This is a genomic window from Azospirillum sp. A23 (assembly GCF_042938965.1).
GTDB lineage: Bacteria > Pseudomonadota > Alphaproteobacteria > Azospirillales > Azospirillaceae > Azospirillum > Azospirillum melinis.
The window spans coordinates 1,136,806-1,153,689 of sequence record NZ_CP170667.1; the positions used below are offsets into that span (position 1 = coordinate 1,136,806).

The 16,884-nt window shown below is 67.9% G+C and carries 15 protein-coding genes; 9 read left to right on the forward strand and 6 right to left on the reverse strand.

The window, feature by feature from the left end:
• Positions 1–44: 44 nt before the first annotated feature.
• On the reverse strand, positions 45–869 hold the full coding sequence (gene hutG, locus ABNQ40_RS22760) for an N-formylglutamate deformylase (protein WP_109051695.1): 825 nt from the start codon (positions 867–869) through the stop codon (positions 45–47).
• Positions 870–1,249: 380 nt separating this feature from the next.
• Between hutG and ABNQ40_RS22765 the strand changes: the two genes are divergently transcribed.
• From ABNQ40_RS22765 to ABNQ40_RS22785, 5 genes are read left to right on the forward strand one after another with little or no spacing between them, the layout of a single operon-like run.
• A complete protein-coding gene (locus tag ABNQ40_RS22765) occupies positions 1,250–1,753 on the forward strand; it encodes a hypothetical protein (protein WP_109051696.1) in 504 nt (167 codons plus the stop codon).
• 31 nt (positions 1,754–1,784) lie between these two features.
• Positions 1,785–3,002: a hypothetical protein gene (locus ABNQ40_RS22770; protein ID WP_109051697.1), complete on the forward strand. Its 1,218-nt coding sequence runs from the start codon at positions 1,785–1,787 to the stop codon at positions 3,000–3,002.
• Positions 3,003–3,045: 43 nt separating this feature from the next.
• Positions 3,046–4,302, forward strand: coding sequence for a glycosyltransferase family 4 protein (locus tag ABNQ40_RS22775; RefSeq protein WP_391348989.1), 1,257 nt, complete (start codon positions 3,046–3,048; stop codon positions 4,300–4,302).
• A complete protein-coding gene (locus ABNQ40_RS22780) occupies positions 4,295–5,296 on the forward strand; it encodes a hypothetical protein (protein ID WP_109051698.1) in 1,002 nt (333 codons plus the stop codon). The genes ABNQ40_RS22775 and ABNQ40_RS22780 overlap by 8 nt, the downstream gene beginning before the upstream one ends.
• Positions 5,293–6,357: a glycosyltransferase family 2 protein gene (locus ABNQ40_RS22785; RefSeq protein WP_391348991.1), complete on the forward strand. Its 1,065-nt coding sequence runs from the start codon at positions 5,293–5,295 to the stop codon at positions 6,355–6,357. The genes ABNQ40_RS22780 and ABNQ40_RS22785 overlap by 4 nt, the downstream gene beginning before the upstream one ends.
• Here the strand turns inward: ABNQ40_RS22785 and ABNQ40_RS22790 are convergent.
• From ABNQ40_RS22790 to ABNQ40_RS22800, 3 genes are all read right to left on the reverse strand, one after another.
• On the reverse strand, positions 6,267–6,734 hold the full coding sequence (locus ABNQ40_RS22790) for a helix-turn-helix domain-containing protein (RefSeq protein ID WP_109051699.1): 468 nt from the start codon (positions 6,732–6,734) through the stop codon (positions 6,267–6,269). The genes ABNQ40_RS22785 and ABNQ40_RS22790 overlap by 91 nt on opposite strands.
• Before the next feature lie 134 nt (positions 6,735–6,868).
• Positions 6,869–7,663 carry a glycosyltransferase gene (locus ABNQ40_RS22795; RefSeq protein WP_109051700.1) on the reverse strand — a complete coding sequence of 265 codons (795 nt, stop codon included), beginning with the start codon at positions 7,661–7,663 and terminating at the stop codon, positions 6,869–6,871.
• Positions 7,660–10,482: an SLBB domain-containing protein gene (locus ABNQ40_RS22800; protein ID WP_247880039.1), complete on the reverse strand. Its 2,823-nt coding sequence runs from the start codon at positions 10,480–10,482 to the stop codon at positions 7,660–7,662. The genes ABNQ40_RS22795 and ABNQ40_RS22800 overlap by 4 nt, the downstream gene beginning before the upstream one ends.
• 318 nt (positions 10,483–10,800) lie before the next feature.
• Here ABNQ40_RS22800 and ABNQ40_RS22805 point away from each other — a divergent pair, with 318 nt between their 5' ends.
• Positions 10,801–11,835 (forward strand): histone deacetylase family protein, encoded by a 1,035-nt coding sequence (locus ABNQ40_RS22805; RefSeq protein WP_109491168.1) that lies wholly within the window; start codon positions 10,801–10,803, stop codon positions 11,833–11,835.
• Positions 11,836–11,936: 101 nt separating this feature from the next.
• Positions 11,937–12,518, forward strand: coding sequence for a putative metalloprotease CJM1_0395 family protein (locus ABNQ40_RS22810; protein WP_109051701.1), 582 nt, complete (start codon positions 11,937–11,939; stop codon positions 12,516–12,518).
• Between the two features lie 51 nt (positions 12,519–12,569).
• On the opposite strand, the gene aguB is transcribed toward ABNQ40_RS22810, so the two are convergent.
• Positions 12,570–13,478: an N-carbamoylputrescine amidase gene (gene aguB, locus ABNQ40_RS22815; RefSeq protein ID WP_109051702.1), complete on the reverse strand. Its 909-nt coding sequence runs from the start codon at positions 13,476–13,478 to the stop codon at positions 12,570–12,572.
• 534 nt (positions 13,479–14,012) lie between these two features.
• Here aguB and ABNQ40_RS22820 point away from each other — a divergent pair.
• Positions 14,013–14,546, forward strand: a complete 534-nt coding sequence (locus ABNQ40_RS22820) for a MarR family winged helix-turn-helix transcriptional regulator (protein ID WP_109051703.1) — start codon at positions 14,013–14,015, stop codon at positions 14,544–14,546.
• A gap of 99 nt (positions 14,547–14,645) precedes the next feature.
• On the opposite strand, the gene ABNQ40_RS22825 is transcribed toward ABNQ40_RS22820, so the two are convergent.
• On the reverse strand, positions 14,646–15,959 hold the full coding sequence (locus ABNQ40_RS22825) for a pentapeptide repeat-containing protein (RefSeq protein WP_109051704.1): 1,314 nt from the start codon (positions 15,957–15,959) through the stop codon (positions 14,646–14,648).
• Positions 15,960–16,147: 188 nt separating this feature from the next.
• Between ABNQ40_RS22825 and phoU the strand changes: the two genes are divergently transcribed.
• Positions 16,148–16,867 (forward strand): phosphate signaling complex protein PhoU, encoded by a 720-nt coding sequence (gene phoU, locus ABNQ40_RS22830; RefSeq protein WP_109491169.1) that lies wholly within the window; start codon positions 16,148–16,150, stop codon positions 16,865–16,867.
• The last annotated feature ends 17 nt before the right edge of the window (positions 16,868–16,884 follow it).

Here is a 16,884-nt window from a genome sequence, read left to right on the forward strand (position 1 = left end):
GTAGACCCTTTTGCACAGCGGGTCTTTTGGCAGGCGGTGAGGCGTTACAGGAACGCCGCCCGCCGCTGGCCGCTGGCCTTCTGCCATGCCCATTCGACCACGACGCTCAGCAGCCGCTCCAGCGACGGCTTCACCTCTGCCGCCAGCGCCGGGCGGAAGTGATAAGGGGAGTCCTCGTCCATATAGGTGGACTGGGTCAGTTCGAGCTGGATGGCGTGGATGTTCTCTTCCGGCTGGCCATAGCTGCGGATGATGAAACCGCCGCGCAGGCGGCCGTTCAGCGCGGCTGAATAGCGCTCCGATGCCGAAAGCACATTCATCAGCCTGACGACCAGCGGCTGGGCGGCGCTGCTGCCGTCGCCGGTGCCCAGGTTGAAGTCGGGCAGGGTGCCGTCGAAGAAGCGCGGAACCGTGCTGCGCACCGAATGGGCGTCGAACAGGATCGCCACGCCATAGCGGTCGCGCAAGGCGCGCAGCTCGTTGCGCATCTGCTCATGATACGGACGCCAATAGGCGCCGACCCGCCGCTCGATCTCCGCACGGTCGGGCTCCAGTCCCGGTCGATAGATCGGTGCGCGGTCGAACGTCGTCAGGGGGCAGATTTCGGTGGGGTCTTGCCCCGGCTGCGGCACGACGCCGTCGGGATCGCGGTTGAGGTCCACCACATAACGCGAGCACAGCGCCGTCAGGAAACCGATTCCGAGCGCGGGGGCGAAGTGGTACAACCGGTCCAGATGGCGGTCGACGTCGGGCTGCACCAGTCCCTCCGGCGTCATCGCTGCGGCGATGTCCGGCGGAATCATGGTCCCGACATGCGGAATGCTGAGCAGGACCGGGGTTTCGCCCGGCTGGAAGCGGAAGGTTTCCATGGCTCGTCTCGTCATCGGAACGGCTTGCGCCGCACTGTGTGCAGTGCGGCAGGGGCAGCGGTGGGACTATGACGGGCGGTGCCGCACCCCGTCAAACAGATTGCGTTTTTTTGAAAGAGTGGGGATGCCGGGTTGGTGGAAACCTATCCTTACGCGTTCCATTTCCTGCTGCGCCCGGCAGAATTGCCGGTTGACCTTGAACTGCGCTTGCCGGAGACTTTCGCGCAATCGGCGACCGCCCAACAGAAGGCGTCGCCCCGCACCGGACACAGCTGTTCCTCGGATAATTCCCAGGCGACCGGACAAAAGACTTCGACAACACACGGCGCCCCGATTTCGCAGCCCCGGTGACGAAGCAACGCAGCAGGGGAGAAGCGACCATGACCACCGCCACCCGTCTTGGCACGGCCATGCCCGGCCGGCGCCAGATTTTGTTGCCGCTTGCGCTCGCCCCCGTCGCCGGCTGGGCCGTTTGGGCTGCCGGAACGTCGGAGGCGCCGAGCCACCCCGCCGGCCCCTTTCATCTGCCGCTGGACGAGTCCACGGCGATCTGGCGCGACCTGGGCGCCGTGAGGATGGGCGGTCTGGCCGGCGATCCGCAATTTCCGGTGAAGGTGTCGGCGTTGGACGGCCGGCCGGTCACCGTGCGCGGCTTCATGGTGCCGCTGACCGACGGCGCCGCCCACAACCGCTTCATCCTGTCGGCCAATCCGATGGGCTGTCCCGCCTGCGAAAGCCCAGGACCGGCGACCATGATGCATGTCCACACCGCCATCGCCCTGCCGGCGACGCGGGAACCGCTGACCCTGACCGGAACCTTGCGGCTGCGCCCGCAGGAGGGATTGTTCTATCGCCTGGACCGCGCCGAGCAGCGCTGGGCCTGAGCCACGCGGCCGATTTCCGCGAGGGGCGGCCATGACGGTGGCCGCCGCACGGATGGGCGCGCTGTCGATGGCGGCAGCCCTGCTTCTCTATGGCGGCCTCAGCGTGCCGGCGCCGCCGGCCCTGCGAGGGGTGGAACTGTCCATCGGCCTTCTGATCCTGCTGTCGATAGGCTGGAAATGGCCTCTGGCAGTGGCGAGCGGTCATGCGCTGCGGACGTCGCCTGACAGGGAATGGATGCCAGTGGCGGTTGCGGCATTCGCCTGGCTGCTGTGGGTGCCGTTGCTGCGCGCGGCGGCGCTGGGGTGGGATGCGGTCGATATCCTGCGCGACGTCGTGCCCCTCCTGTACCTGTTCCTTCCCGTGCTTCTGGTGCCGGCGCTGCGCGCCGCGGGGCGGACCGCTGTGCGCGCGTTGGCCGGTGGGCTTGGCATTGCCGGCCTGCTGCTGACCTTGCGCTGGTGGCGGCAGGCGGATTGGGGGTTCGGCGCCATCGGACAGCGGGCGATGGCCGACGGTGGCGCCTATCTGCTCAATGCGCCTGCGGTGCTGTTCGCCGCCGTGGTCCTGCCGGCGACGGCCTTGTCGCTGATCGGTGTCGGCGGCCGGTTCCGCTGGTGGCTCGCCGCGATCCCCTGTGCCGTCGGCGGGGCTCTCTGCCTCGCCGCGCTCGCCGGAGCGGTCCACCGCACCGCGCTGGGGCTGGCGCTGCTGTCGCTGGCGCTGATCGCCCTGTGGTGGGCGCGGCGGCAGGCGTGGCTGGCCTTGCCTCTGCTGATCGGTCTGGGGCTGGCGGTTGCCGTCGGTGGGGATGCGCTGGTCGGAGCGTGGCAGCAGGCGGCGGAGAAGACGCGGCTGACCGGGATCAATGCCCGGTGGGAAGAGGCGGCGGCGGTGATCGAGCATGCCGTCGCCTCTCCCTGGGCATTGCTGTTCGGCGACGGTTGGGGCGCGCGGATCGCCAATCCGGCGGTGGGCGGCTGGCGGGTCAGCTATACCCACACGCTGGCGAGCTACAGCCTGCTGAAGACCGGACTGTGCGGCATGGTGGCGCTGGCGGCCTACCTCGGCGCGCTGGTCAGGCCCTGGTGCGGGCTGCTGGCGGCCGATCCGCCGCTGGCCCTGGCGGTGGTGCCGCCGCTGGCGATGGCGCTCTGCCTTCACACGAGTTTCAAGTATCTCGACACCGGCGTCATCCTATCCCTGATGCTTTTGGCGGCCGAATGCAGGAAGGGGTTGTCTGAGCCTTAGAGGATCTTCATACTTTCGCGTGTAATTCACGCTTCGGTGCGCCGTGTTGCTCGACCGACCATCCATCATTTTCGTCAACCGGGTGTTCCCGCCTGACCGTGGGGCGACTGGACGTTGCCTGTCGGATTTGTCCGGGCGAATCGCGGCCGCGGGCTGGCGGGTGACGGTGGTTGCGGATGGCGAGCCGGACAGCGACAAGGCGCCGAACTGCGCTGTTCCGGACGGGGTCACGCTCATCCGCACCGGCCGCAGGGTGGCGGAGGGTGAGCGGCCCGACACGCGCGCCTATATCGAGGCGCTTTGCCGACTCACGGTTCAGGCCCTGCGCCTGCCGCGCCACGACCTCGTCGTGACGATGACCGATCCGCCGATGCTGGCGCTGGCCGGCCCGGTTTTGGCTGCGCGCCATGGTGTGGCGTCGCTGCACTGGTGCCAGGATCTTTACCCGGATCTTCTTCCGGTGCTGGGCGTGCGGATGCCGGACCTGCTTCTCCGCGTGGCCGGGCATGGTATGGCGCGGGCATTGCGGCGGCAGGATGGGGTGATCGCCATTGGGCGCTGCATGCGCGAACGCATCGTCGCATCCGGCGTGGCGGCGGATCGGGTGACCCTGCTGCCCAATTGGTCCGATCCGGCGATCCGTCCCCTGGAGAAGGTCGGCAACAGCGTCCGCCATTCGCTGGGGTTGGCGGAGGGCGACGGCCGTTTCCTCGTGGCCTATTCCGGCACGCTGGGGCTTGCCCATCCGATGGACGGCGTGCTGGAGGCGGCGGCCCGGCTGCAGCACAGCGATCCATCCGTGATTTTCCTGCTGGTCGGCGAGGGCAGGGGCTTCGCTGCGGTGGAAGAGGCCGCACGCCGCAAGGGCGTACGCAACCTGCGCCGGCTTCCCTGGCAGCCTGCCGACCGGTTGGCGGAGTGCCTGTCCGCCGCCGACCTGCATCTGGTGGCGATGGACCCGGCGGCGGAGGGGATGTTGGTGCCGAGCAAGCTGGCCGGGGTGCAGGCGGCCGGCCGGCCCTGCCTGTTCCTGGGACCGGCCGGAAGCGAGGCGACGGCGCATGTGGACGGATGCGGCATGGTGATCGACCCGTTCGACGGGGCCGCCATTGCCGAAGCCGTGCGCGCCTATGCCGCCGCCCCCGACCGCTGCGCCGCGGAGGGGGAGCGCGCCGCCCGCAAGACCGAAGCCTGGACGGCCGACCGTGCCGCCGCGGCCTTCGTCGGGTTGGCCGAACGTCTGGTCGAGACACGCCGTGCCGTCCGGCCCCTGTTGGGGAGGCCGTTGCCCCATGCCTGACGGCGTCATCGCCCCGCGTCACACCCAACCTCCGCCGCATGCCATGACGCTGGCTCTGCCGATGGCCGGAGGGGAGGGAGACCTGCGCAACGTCGTTCGCACCCTGCGGACCGGCTGGCGCTGGTTGGTCGGCGGCTGGGTGGGCGGTCTGGCGCTGGCGGTGGCGGCTCTGTGGCTGGTGACGCCGGCCTATACCGCGGCAATGGTGATCGGGCCGACGGCCCGGGTCGGCTCCGCTGCGATGGGGGCTCGGGTGCCGACGCTCAACGGCCGCGATTCCGCCGGTGTTGCCGAGCCGGGGGCGGGAGACGAATCGCTGTCGGATTTCGCCCGCTATCTTGAACTGTTCGGTTCGGGACCGGTGGCCGACCGTCTGGCTGCGGACCCCGCCATCCTGCGCGCCCTGTTTGCCGAACGCTGGGATGCGGAGGCGGAGCGTTGGCGTCCGCCGCCCGGACTGTTCCCGACGGTGAAGCGGGCTTTGCTGGCAATGGTCGGGCGCGAGGATTGGGTTGAGCCGGACGGCGACCGCGTGGCGCGCGCCCTGCGTGATCGGCTGGTTGTCGACATGCTGCGGTCGGGTCCGATGCGGCGGATCACCTTCCGCCATGCCGACCGGGCGATTGCAGTGGAACTGCTCGGGCGGATCGCCGCGGCCACCGACGCCCATCTGCGGGCGGAAGCGGCCCGGCGCAGTGCCGCCCAGATCGCCCACATCAAGCTTCGTCTCGGTGCCGTCACCGTTGCGGAACACCGGCAGGCGTTGAGCGACCTGCTGCTGGACCAGGAACGGGTCGCGATGATGATCGGCGTCGATCTGCCCTTTGCCGCCGACATGATCCAGCCGCCGGCCGCCGCCACCCTGCCGGACTGGCCGAACCCGGCCGTGGTGATTCCGCTGGCCGGGCTGGTCGGGCTGGTCGCAGCCGGATTCGCCCTATCCGTGTCCCATGCCCTGCGGGAACGGACGACGGGAATGGAGGCGGCGCCATGAGGATGTCCAACATGCCTGTGCCCGCCACGACGGCAATTCCGGTCTCCGTGGTGGTGATGACGCGCAACGAGGCGGCGAACCTGCCGCAGTGCCTGCCGCCGCTCGCCCGATTCGCCGAGTGCTTCGTGGTCGACAGCGGCAGCGACGACGGCACGCCGGACATCGCATGGTCACATGGCGCCCGCCTGGTTCCCTTCCGCTGGAATGGCCGCTACCCCAAGAAGAAGCAGTGGTGCCTGGATAGTCTGCCATTCGCCCATGACTGGGTTCTGTTCGTCGATGCCGACGAGCGGCTGACGCCGGAGCTGGTTGAGGAGATCGCCCGGCTGATGGCGTTAGGCCCGGCCTGCGCGGCCTACTGGATCGACGGCAGGCCGGTCGTCCGCGGCCGGCGGCTGCGTTTCGGCTGCTGGAATCGCAAGCTTGCTTTGTTGGACCGTCGGCGCGCGCGCTTTCCCGATCAGCCCGACCTGGATATCGCCGCTATGTGGGAGGTGGAGGGGCATTACCAGCCGCAGGTGGCCGGCACGACCGGCCGGCTTCGCCACCCGATGGACCATGAGGATGCCAAGCCGCTCTCGGCCTGGTTCGACCGCCATAACCGCTATTCCGATTGGGAGGCGGCGATTCGTGCCGACGGTCGGATGGAGCGGCTGATAACGGGTGAACCGGATGGCGGCTCCAGCGCCTTTCCCAGCCTTCGTGCCCTCATCGGCCGGCGCATGCAGAAGCGGCTTTTCCAGCGCCTGCCGGGCCGGCCGCTCTTGGCGTTTCTGCATGCCTATGTGCTGCGCCTTGGCGTCCTCGATGGCGCAGCCGGGCTAGACCACGCGCTGGCGCGCGCGTTCTACTATTGGCAGGTCGGGCTCAAGATGCGGTCGGCGGCAATGGCACCGGGAGCGTTCGACCGTTTCCCGTCCATCCGCGCCGCTTCCGAGTCTGTCCGGACTGTCCGTCCGTCCGGCGACCCTTACTCTTCGAGCAGCGCGATCCGGTCGCCACCCAGCGCCTTGAGCAGGTCGAAGGTCCGCTTGCGCACACCCGGATCCTCGATCCGGTAATAGGCGCGCACCAGTTCCAGCGTCTCGCGGCGGGCCATCGATTCGAACTCGTCCGTCTCGCTCATCGCCTCGGCCGGGACTTCGGCGGCAATCTGGTCGGGCGACGGCATGTCGTCGAAGAAGTAGCTGACCGGCACACCGAGAACCTGGGAGAGGTTGTAAAGGCGGCTGGCGCTGATGCGGTTCGACCCACGCTCGTACTTCTGGAGCTGCTGGAAGGTGATCCCGACCGCTTCGCCCAGCTTCTCCTGGCTCAGGCCAAGCAGGGTCCGGCGAAGCCGCAGGCGGGCTCCGACATGGATGTCGATGGGGTTGGGACCTTCGCCGCGGCGCGACAGGGTGTGGGCGGGGGCGAGTTTGGTCTTGGTCGCGCTCATAAGTCGTACCTCGAAAGGAAAGCCAGAGGGAAGGCGCCGCGAGAATGCTTAGTTCAGAAAGTAAATTCTATGCAACCATTTGTGCGTATCAACGGTCCGTTTGGGTGGAAGGGGGAGGAAGAGAGCGAAAGACATTAAATTTCAGGGCATCTGAAACGTAATTTCGCGTATAGAGCGGGAAGATGGTGGCGCAATGCCAGTGCGACTCGTTGAGCGATGGCGATCATTGCGGCGTGTGTGGTTCTATGGCCGAAATGCCTTTGTCGAATCGCTGTTTGCTCATGCCGGCCAGTGGTTGCGTCGCGCTGCGACAGGCCGCCGGCCGCGAACAGACAGACCGGCCAGTGCAGCCGTTCGGCCCGTCCGCGCTTCAGCACCGACAAGGTTAAGTCATAATCGGCCGCGATCCGGTAACCGGAGTCGAAGCGCAGCCCTGCCAGCGCGGTCACGGAGTAGATCATCGCCTGATGGTGGGTAAACATGCCCAGCGATGCCCAGCGGTGGGAGCGGGCGCGCTTCAGCAGGATACGTCCGTCACCCAGCCGTTCCAGCGCATCGCCATAGAGAAGGGCGCAGTCGGGATGCCGGGCAATCGCTTGCAAAAGCCGCATGCCGCTGCCCGGCTCCGCCAGCCGGTCGCCGGCATTCAGAAACAGCACATGGCTGCAGCCCAGCCGGCCCGCGGCGGCGAGCGCATCGTTCATCGCATCGTACAGTCCCGAGTCGCGGGCTGAGCGCGACCACAGCGGGACATCGGCATGTCCCGCCAGCCACTCCGCCGTTCCATCGGTGGAGGCGCCGTCGGCGACCAGCCAGACGATGCTGGGACAGAGCTGCCCGCGCAGGCTGTCATAGGTGTCGGCCAGTCCGGCGCAGTCGTTGCGGACCACGGTCAGGATGGCGAGTCGGAGCGGGGCGGGCGCCGTCATCGCGTGATCACCGAAATCGAGGCGGCAGTGATCGCCAGTTGGCTCAGGATGTTGCCGATGGCCTTGGTGGCGTCCAGCCCGTCGAAGGGACGGGGGTCGCGCGGTACCACCAGGATCGACCCGGGCGGGATGACGTCCACCCGATGGTTCCAGGAGGACAGCGCCAGCGGCCGAGCCCGGCCGTCCGGCAGGACCAGGAAGCTGCGGCCGGTGTCGGCATCGCGGGTCGGACCGCCCGCCTCGTTCAGGTAATCCTCGGCATCCTTACCGCTGACGAACTGTGCCGCGGTCGGGTGAAGAACCTCGCCCGATACCGCCACGGTCAGCGGTCGCTTCGGGATCACGATCCGGTCATCGGGCTCCAGCAGCGGGTCGAGAGCCGGGCGGCTGCGCAGGACAGCCGGGTCCGCTTCCACCACGATGCGGCCGAGCGGCTCGGCAGCACGGAGTTGGGCGGCGAGTTGGCGGGCCAGCGCGACATTCTCCGCCTTCACCGGCTCGCCCTTCTCCACCTCCAGCGCCAGCGTGCGCTCCAGTTCGCGCGCTTGCAGCTGGAACTGTTCTTTCTCGCGGCGGCGTTCGCTCTCGCGGGTCAGCACGGCCCCAGCCGGATAGGCGTCGTCGATCAGGCCGCCGGCCCGCGCGATCAGGGAGGACAGCGTCTCGCCACGGCCGATGTCGTAACGGCCGGGACGGCGCACCGCCCCTTCGATGGCGACCGCGCGGGCCTCAAGCGCTTGCGGTCGCGGGTTGATACGCAGCGCATCGCCTGGACCGATCCTGCGGGCGCCGTCGCGGGTCAGGTCGATGGCGATGCGAGTGCCGTTGGCGGCGGTCAGTTCCGCCACCGTGGGGTCGGCGTCGGTGGAAAGCCCACCTGCCACCGCGACCAGGGCCGCCAGCGGGGTGAGGTCGGCGACCGGATAGCCGCCGGGATCGCGCACGGCGCCACGCAGCTGGACAGTCCGCTCTCCGATCACCGCGACGATGGCCGGATCGAGCAAGGCCGCCAGCATCGGCGGTTCGGACTCGTCGTCCGCGTTGCTGTCCGTCTTGGATTCGGTGGGCTTCACCAGGCCGCGGATGTCGTCGGCGGCGAACAGGTGAATGCGGTCACCGTCGCTCAGGGCACGGTCGGCACGTCCGGCAGCCACCTCCTGCGGGGAGAAGGGCAGATAGGCGCGGGTCAAGGTCCGGCGGTCATAGCGTTCGACGATGCCAAGCAACGGATACACGTCGCGCTTCAGGGCCTTGCCCTCCGCCAGAGCCTGGTGCAGCGTGGCCCCTGCCGGCAACCTGCGGGTGCCGGGCCGGCGGACATGGCCGATCATCTCGTACTGAGGCGCTTCCGATTCGACGATGGTCTCGCGCGCGCCGGCGCTCTCCGGCCCATCGGCCACGGGATAGAAACCGGGCCGCGGCGCACCGGTCAGCCGCAGAACGGAATGGCGCAGGGCAAGCGGCAGCAGGTCCGGCACCGTCGCGAACAGGGGCGGGCAGGGAGTGCGGGAACCGGTCAGCGTGGCGGCGGCGCGCGCCTGCGGACCGGTGGCGAGGGTGCCGGCCGGCTCCGCCGCCAGGATGCGGGCCAGCGCGACCAGACCGGGACAGGCATCCTGCGGCGGCTGGCGTTCGCCGCGCAGCAGGGCCAGCACCGCCTCCGACGTCAGGAAATCGACATCCGCAGTCCCCAGGACATAGAGCGTGTCGCCGTCCGAAAGCTGCCGGCGGTCGCGTCCGTTCAGAACGGCCGACAGGTCGACTGGCCGCAGGCTGCGCGCCGCCGTGGCAGGGGCCGTGCTTTCCAGGGCGGCGAAGGGAAAATAGGCCGATGGGCGCAGATCCGCACGGGAAAGCAGTCCGGACAAGGATTTAGCCCGGGTCAGCGCGCGCGGGCCGGGACGAAGCACATGTCCGTCGAGCCGAACCTCGCCGCGGCGGTCTTCCCGTTCCGGCGCAATCAGCAGCAGGTCGCCGTCACCGAACCGCTTGGCGTCGGGATCGGCGATCTCCTCCGTCGCTTCCTCGCCCGACGGTCCGATGCCGAATCGCACAAGCCGGCCGCGGCCGGGCCGCAGCGCGCCACCGGCGAGGTCGCGCATCTCCGATGCCGACAAGGGGCCACCATCCGGCGGCAGTTCATAAATGCCCGGCCGTTTCACCGGTCCGGCAATCGCGACGGTGGCGCCGAGCGGCGGGACGAACAGGCGGTCACCGTCACGCAACGGCATATCCGCGTTGCCGGTGGCACCGGCGATTTGCAGGGCATAGAGGTCGACCATGACCGCACCGCCGGACCGCATCAGCCTGACCGCGCGCAGGCTGCCGCCGCGATCCACACCGCCGGCAGCCGACAGCGCATCGAGCACGGTGGCGAAGGCGCTGATTTCCTGCCGGCCGGGGCGGTGGACAGCGCCGGTGACCAGCACACCGATCCGCCGCACCTCCGCCAGCGAAGCGAAGGCATCGGTGCTGGGCCAAGTGGCGGCGACGGTGGCGGTCAAGTCGCGTCGCAGGGCGTCCAGCGTCAGGCCGGCAGCCGTCAGCGGTCGCAGATCGTCCACCACCAGCTGGCCGTTTCGGTCGACGGTGAAGCGTTTGCTGAAGGATTTCTGGCCGCGCAGGGTGACCAGAACGGTGTCGCCGGTGTTCAGGACATAGTCGCCCTGGATGGCGCCGGGCGCGGCCTCGGTCGCCGAAGCCGCATCGGTGGCGGAGGCGAACAGGTCATAGCCGAACTGGCGCAACGGTTCTCCCGCACGGGTGGAGAAGGCCGCCTCCAGGGGGTAGACCGTCGATGCCAGCTGAGGCCGCGGCAATAGTGGATCGCCCCGCGTGGGCCCGGCGGCCGACACGGCGCACGCCCACAGAATCAACGCCGCCCCGGGCGCAATTCGGGCGAATATCCTGCACGCAGCAGCCAACATGATGTCCAACAACCCCAGCAACCACCCGCACAGCGCGAGTGATCGGCGCTGAACACTATCGCGTGCAATAGGCCGAAAGGCAATGGCCTGCGTCCGGGGCGCCATGCAAAAGGGTGGCATCCGCGGATGACGGGGCGGCGTTATGATGAGGTCGCCTTCCGCCGGTCCGAACCTTTCCGGGACGGCGAAACAGTCAAGGAAGCCAACGGCGTGATCGTCATCCACAGTGAAGAGCACCGGCTGCAGGCCGGCCGGTCCGAACTCAACGACGGCCAACTCGTTCCCTGCTACGAGAAGCCCGCGCGTGCCGACATCGTCCGGGCGCGGATCGAGGCGGTCGGGATGGGGCCGGTCGTGGAGCCCACCCGTCACGGCATCGCCCCGCTGGAACGGGTGCATGATGCCGGCTACCTCGGTTTTCTCCAGACCGCCTGGGACGACTGGGTGGCGGAGCATGGTGCTGACATCGACGCGCTGCCGCTGAACTGGGTGGCTCCCGGGATGTCGCGGCGGCGGGTGCCCCGGTCCATCGACGGGCGGCTCGGCTTCTACTCCTTCGACGCGGGGACGCCGATCACCGCCGGCACCTGGCGGGCTGCGACATCCGCAGCCGACAGCGCGCTGACCGGCGCTGACCGGCTGCGGGCCGGCGACCGCAGCGCCTTTGCGCTGTGCCGTCCGCCGGGCCACCATGCCGGCCACGCCTTCTACGGCGGCTATTGCTTCCTGAACAACGCGGCCATCGCGGCGCAATCCCTGCGCGACGGTGGGGCTGCGCGCGTGGCGGTGCTGGACGTCGATTATCACCACGGCAACGGCACCCAGGAAATCTTCTGGGAGCGTGGCGACGTGCTGTTCGTGTCGATCCATGCCGATCCGGCCGACGAGTTCCCCTATTTCTGCGGTCATGCCGATGAGACCGGAGCGGGTGCCGGGGAAGGGGCGAACCTGAACCTGACGCTGCCCTGGGGAACCGACTGGAACGCTTACGCCCAGGCGCTGGACGTCGCAGCGGCACGCATCCGCGAGTTCGGCGCCGACGCTCTGGTGCTGTCTCTGGGCGCCGATACCTATGGCGGCGACCCGATTTCCCGCTTCCGCCTGTTGTCGGAGGATTTCCTGCGCATGGGCGCTGCCATCGCCGGACTCGGCCTGCCGACCCTGTTCGTGCTGGAAGGCGGCTATGCCGTCGACGATCTGGGCGTCAATGTCGCCAACGTCCTGACCGGCTTCGAGCAGGTCTGAGGCAGAGAGACGGGCCTAGGGACGGTCGCAGGGATGTCCATACCGTTGCCGGTGCGGACGAATCGTCCTAAATTGATGGGAAGTTCGGCATCTGAGTGAGGATGCGGGCGGTGGCTGCCGACCTTTCCATCTCCAGCCCGTCGATCGGAACTTATTCCACCCCGCGCAGCTTGCCGCTGCGGCGGGACGGGAAGGACGCATCCGGTGCTCAGGATGGCAAGAGCGGCTCCGCCGACAGCGTCACCCTGTCCGACGCAGCCCGGCAGCAGGTCCAGAAACTCAAGCAGGCCGACACCAGCGTCCGCCAGCATGAGGCGGCGCATCAGGCGGCCGGCGGTGCCCATGCCGGCGGCGCCTCCTTCACCTTTACCCGCGGTCCGGACGGCAAGAACTACGCCACCGCCGGCGAGGTACCGATCGATGTCAGCGCCGAATCGGAGCCGGCAGCCACCGTCGCCAAGATGGAGCAGGTCAAGGCCGCGGCGCTCGCACCGGCCGATCCCTCGCCTCAGGACTTGCGAGTCGCCGCACAGGCCGATGCGGCGAAGCTGCAAGCCCAATCAGACCAGCGCCGGCAGGGTGGCGATACGGCATCCGCCCGCGCTGCTGCCGCCTACGGCGCGGCACAGACGCTCGGCACTGCGGGAAGCAATTCCGGAACGGGGAAGGGGCTGACGGTCTGACGCCGCGGTGGCCAGCGCCGGTCGCCAGCGTCAGTTCCCCCTCTCAACCGGTCAGCGACGCGGGGTGGTTTCGCCGTCCAGCGTCAGCAGGGCGCCATACAGCTCCGGCCGGCGGTCGCGGAAGACGCCCCAGGAGGCGCGCTGCGCCGCGATGCGGTCGAGGTCGAAGCTGGCGGTCAGGACCGTCCGGCTCTCGCGGTCGGCCTGCGCGACGATCTCCCCCTGCGGGCCGGCGATGAAGGACGAGCCATAGAAGGTCAGCGCGCAACCTTCCCCCTGCTCAACCCCGACGCGGTTGGAGGCCACCAGCGGCATCAGGTTGGCGCCGGCGTGGCCCTGCATCACCCTGGTCCAGTGGCCCTGGCTGTCGATGGAGGAATCCTGCGGTTCCGAGCCGATGGCGGTGGGATAGAGCAGGATCTCCGCCCCTTTCAAAGCCATGACGCGCGCCGTCTCCGGGAACCATTGGTCCCAGCAGATGGCGCAGCCCACCGTGGCGTAGCGGGTCTTGAACACCTGGATGCCGCTGTCGCCGGGACTGAAATAGAATTTCTCCTGATAGCCGGGGCCGTCGGGAATGTGGGACTTGCGGTAGACGCCCAGCAGGCTGCCGTCCGCATCGACCATGGCCATCGAGTTGTAATAGGCGTTGCGGGCCTTCTCGAAAAAGCTGACGGGGATGACCACCGACAGCTCCCGCGCAAGAGCCTGCATCCGTCCGATCACCGGGTGACCTTCGGCCGGCGCAGCCAGTTCGAACAACGACTGCTTCTGGTCCTTGCAGAAATAGGGGGTCTCGAACAGCTCCTGCGGCAGGACGATCTGCGCGCCTTTGGCGGCAGACTCGCGAATCAGCGATTCGACGCCATCGACGTTGGCGGCACGGTCCCAGCTGCAGGCCATCTGGGTGGCGGCGACGGTGACGGTACGGGACGAAGGGACGGTCGGCGAAGCGGTCATTGCGGGTTCGCGGCTCCTGTGAAGGGCGGTTCGGGGCTTGTGTGACCAAAGGTCGCGGCGGTTGCAAGTGGTCGAAAAGGAATTCTCAAAAATTTAGCGAAATATTAATTTAATGCTCCAGTGCTGTACGAATTGCCAAATAAAACCGATCCAATCGGCAATCATCATATCGATCATCATATGCGGATATGGTGTCTGGCGACGTCCCCAAAAAGATGGATGTGACACAAGTCGGCCATGCGAAGAGTCTGTGGGCGTGTTCTGCTTACGCTGCCGGCGATTTGGATGACCAAAACCGACATATCATTGCATGCCGGCGACCGATGGCTGCGCAATTGATTTGCGCTTTGCACACAACACGTTATGATTGGATGACGCAGCCATGCCCACTCGTGTCAAGGTGGTGTTACCAGACAGGCATGGACCCGGTGGATGCAATGCGGCGGCGTCGCCTCGACAGGCGGCTGTCCGTCCATCGCGGCCAACGGGCTGGGGTGGCTGTGGGCACGGAACGACGGCAGAGAGATTGTCGGTATGGAGGCGTCTGTCAAGGGGTGGGAGCCGGAACGCCCCGGCGAGTCGGAAGACGCGGCCGGTTCGGCCGATGGTGCTTTATCGTTCGTCGTCCGGGACGTGAATCGCGCCTTCGCCCGCGCCCTCCAGACACGCATCGCGCGGTCGGGGGTCAGCATGGGGCAATGGTTCTTCCTGCGTGCCCTGTGGGAAGAGGATGGATTGACCCAGCGGGAGCTGAGTCACCGCGTGGGCATGATGGAGCCGACCACGGTCACCGCCGTCAACGTGATGGAGAGCCAGGGACTGGTCCAGCGCGTGCGCAACAGCCACGACCGCCGCAAGATGAACGTCTTTCTGACCGACAAGGGCCGGGCCCTGCGTCAGACGATGATGCCCAGCGCGTCGGAGATCGCGCAGATCGCCATCGACGGCATTGCGCCTGAAGATCTGGACCTGACGCTGGAGGTGCTGCGCCGTGTCGGCGCCAACCTCAACGCCGCCTGCGCGGCGGCCCGCGACGGCGAAGACGGCGGCGGGCGGGACGAGAGGTAGCGCAAGGCTGCTTCGGTCTGCTTCTCCCGCCGTCCCGTTTCAGTCGATCTTGGAAGATTTGCCTGGAGCGGCCGTCAATCCGATCAGCCGCATCTCGGGTCAATCGTCGTCCGGGTCCGGCGGCGGCGGCAGGCTGGCGCCGGTCAGGTTGGCCCCGGTGAATTTCGCGTCGCGGATGTTGGCGTCGCTCAGGATCGCACCTGTCAGGTTGGCGTTGCTGAAATCGCAGTCGGACAGGTTGGCGCCGCGCAGGTTGGTGCGGACGCAGGAACTTCCGGTCAGCCTTGCGCCGGTCAGGTTCGCCGCCCACAGGCGACCGGTCGGCTGACCGTCCGGTCCCTTTATATCGACCCAGCCGACTCCCGCCCCGTCCAGCCGGATCCCGGTCATGTTGGCGCCGCGCAGATTGGCGCCGTCCAGGATCGCCCCGCTGAAATCGGCGCCGTCCAGCACCGCTTCGGAGATGTCGCACATGATCAGCAGCGCCTCGCGCATCTTGGCGCCGCTGAGATTGGCCCGTTTCAGATTGGCGCCCGACAGGTTGACCCCCGTCAGGTCGATGTGGCTGAGGTCGGCGGCGGTCAGGTCGGCCCTGGCGCCCATCGTTCCGTTGGTGTTGATCCAGGTGTAATGGCTGTGCAGCGCCTGCTGGATCTGGACCGAGAAATTGTCGGCCGACCGTGCCAGATTGGCGCCGGTGGTGTCGGCCCCGGCCAGATCGGCACCCTCCAGCTTCGCCCCCTGAAGGTCGGCGTTGCGCAGGTTGGCTCCGGCCAGCATGGCGCCGGTCAGGTTGGCATCGCGCAGCACCGCTCCCTGCAAATTCACGCCGGACAGGTTGCTGCCGCGCAGGTCGGCGCGGGCGAGATTGCAGCTTTTCATGCTGGCGCGCATCAGCGTGGCGCCGGTCAGCAGCGCGCCCTCGCAATCGGCACCGTTCATCGACACGTCGGTCAGGTCGGCGCCCGACAGGTTGGCGTTGTTCAGCGACGCGTCGTCGAAATCCGTGCCCGACAGGTCGGAGCGGACGAAATCGAGCCCCTTGCCATTCTTGCCGCCATGCCCGCCATACAGCAGGGCGCCGCCGCGCAGGTCGGCCTCCTTGAGGATCGCGCGCTTCAGCTTGGCGCCACGCATGTGGGCGCCGCGCAGGTCGGCGCGATAGAGGTTGCAGCCCGACAGGTCGGCCTTCGTCAGGTGCGCGGCGAAAAGGTCGGCGGTGCTGAGATTGGCGTTCGAAAGGTCGCAATGGGACAGGTTGGCGCCGGACAGCTTGCCCTGGGCCAGATTGACCCCGGACAGGTTCGACCCTTCCATGTTCGCCATGGTCAGGTTGGCGCGCGAACCGCCCGACTTGTTCTTCAGCCAGCGCTCGTGCTTTTCCAGCACGGCAACCAACTCGTGCGGTGTCATCGATCCTGTCCGGTCTGCATGGTTGCGTGGTCCATCGATAGACCAGTGTTCCGAAATAATCTATGCCAAAGGTTAATGCCGCATCCAGTGCCGCGCCGGCTTGGCGTGGACGGCGTCAGGCCCCATCTGCGGGGCGCCGGGCGTCGAACCGCCGGTCGCAGCCAAGTGAGAACAAGGAGTTGGGGATCATGTCGGGTGGACACACGCTTGCGGCTTTCGACACCGAACTGGCGGCCTTGCGCAGCGCCATCGACCGCATGAGCGAACTGGTGGAGCGGCAGGTCGGGCTGGCGCTCGATTCGCTGGCCGGTCCCGATGCCGACATCGCCGGTGAGGTTCTGAAGGGCGATGCCGAGATCGACCGGCTGGAGGCGGAGGTGGAGGCGATGACCGTCCGCCTGCTGGCCTTGCGCCAGCCGATGGCGAAGGATCTGCGCGAGATCGTCGCGGCGTTGAAGATCGCCTCCAATCTGGAGCGCATGGGCGATTTCGCCGGATCGGTCGCCAAGCGCGCGGTCACGCTGTCGACCCTGCCGGTGGCTCCCCCGGTCGCCTCCCTGGTCCGCATGGGGCGGATGGTGCAGGCGATGATCGGCGACATGCGCCGCGCTTATACCGAACAGAACCCGGAGCTTGCCACCTCCGTCCGTGACCGCGACGGGGAGGTGGACGCCGCCTACACCGCGCTGTTCCGCGAGTTCCTGACCTACATGATGGAGACGCCGGCGCAGATCACCGGCTGCACCCACTTGCTGTTCGCCGCCAAGTCGATCGAGCGCATCGGCGACCATGCCACCAACGTGGCGGAGAACATCAGCTTCCTGGTCAAGGGCCGTCTGCCGTCGGACGAACGCCGCAAGGAGGACCTCAGCAGCTACGCCGTCGCCCCGCCGCAGGACCGGGCGTGACACAGGGAACGCTTGAA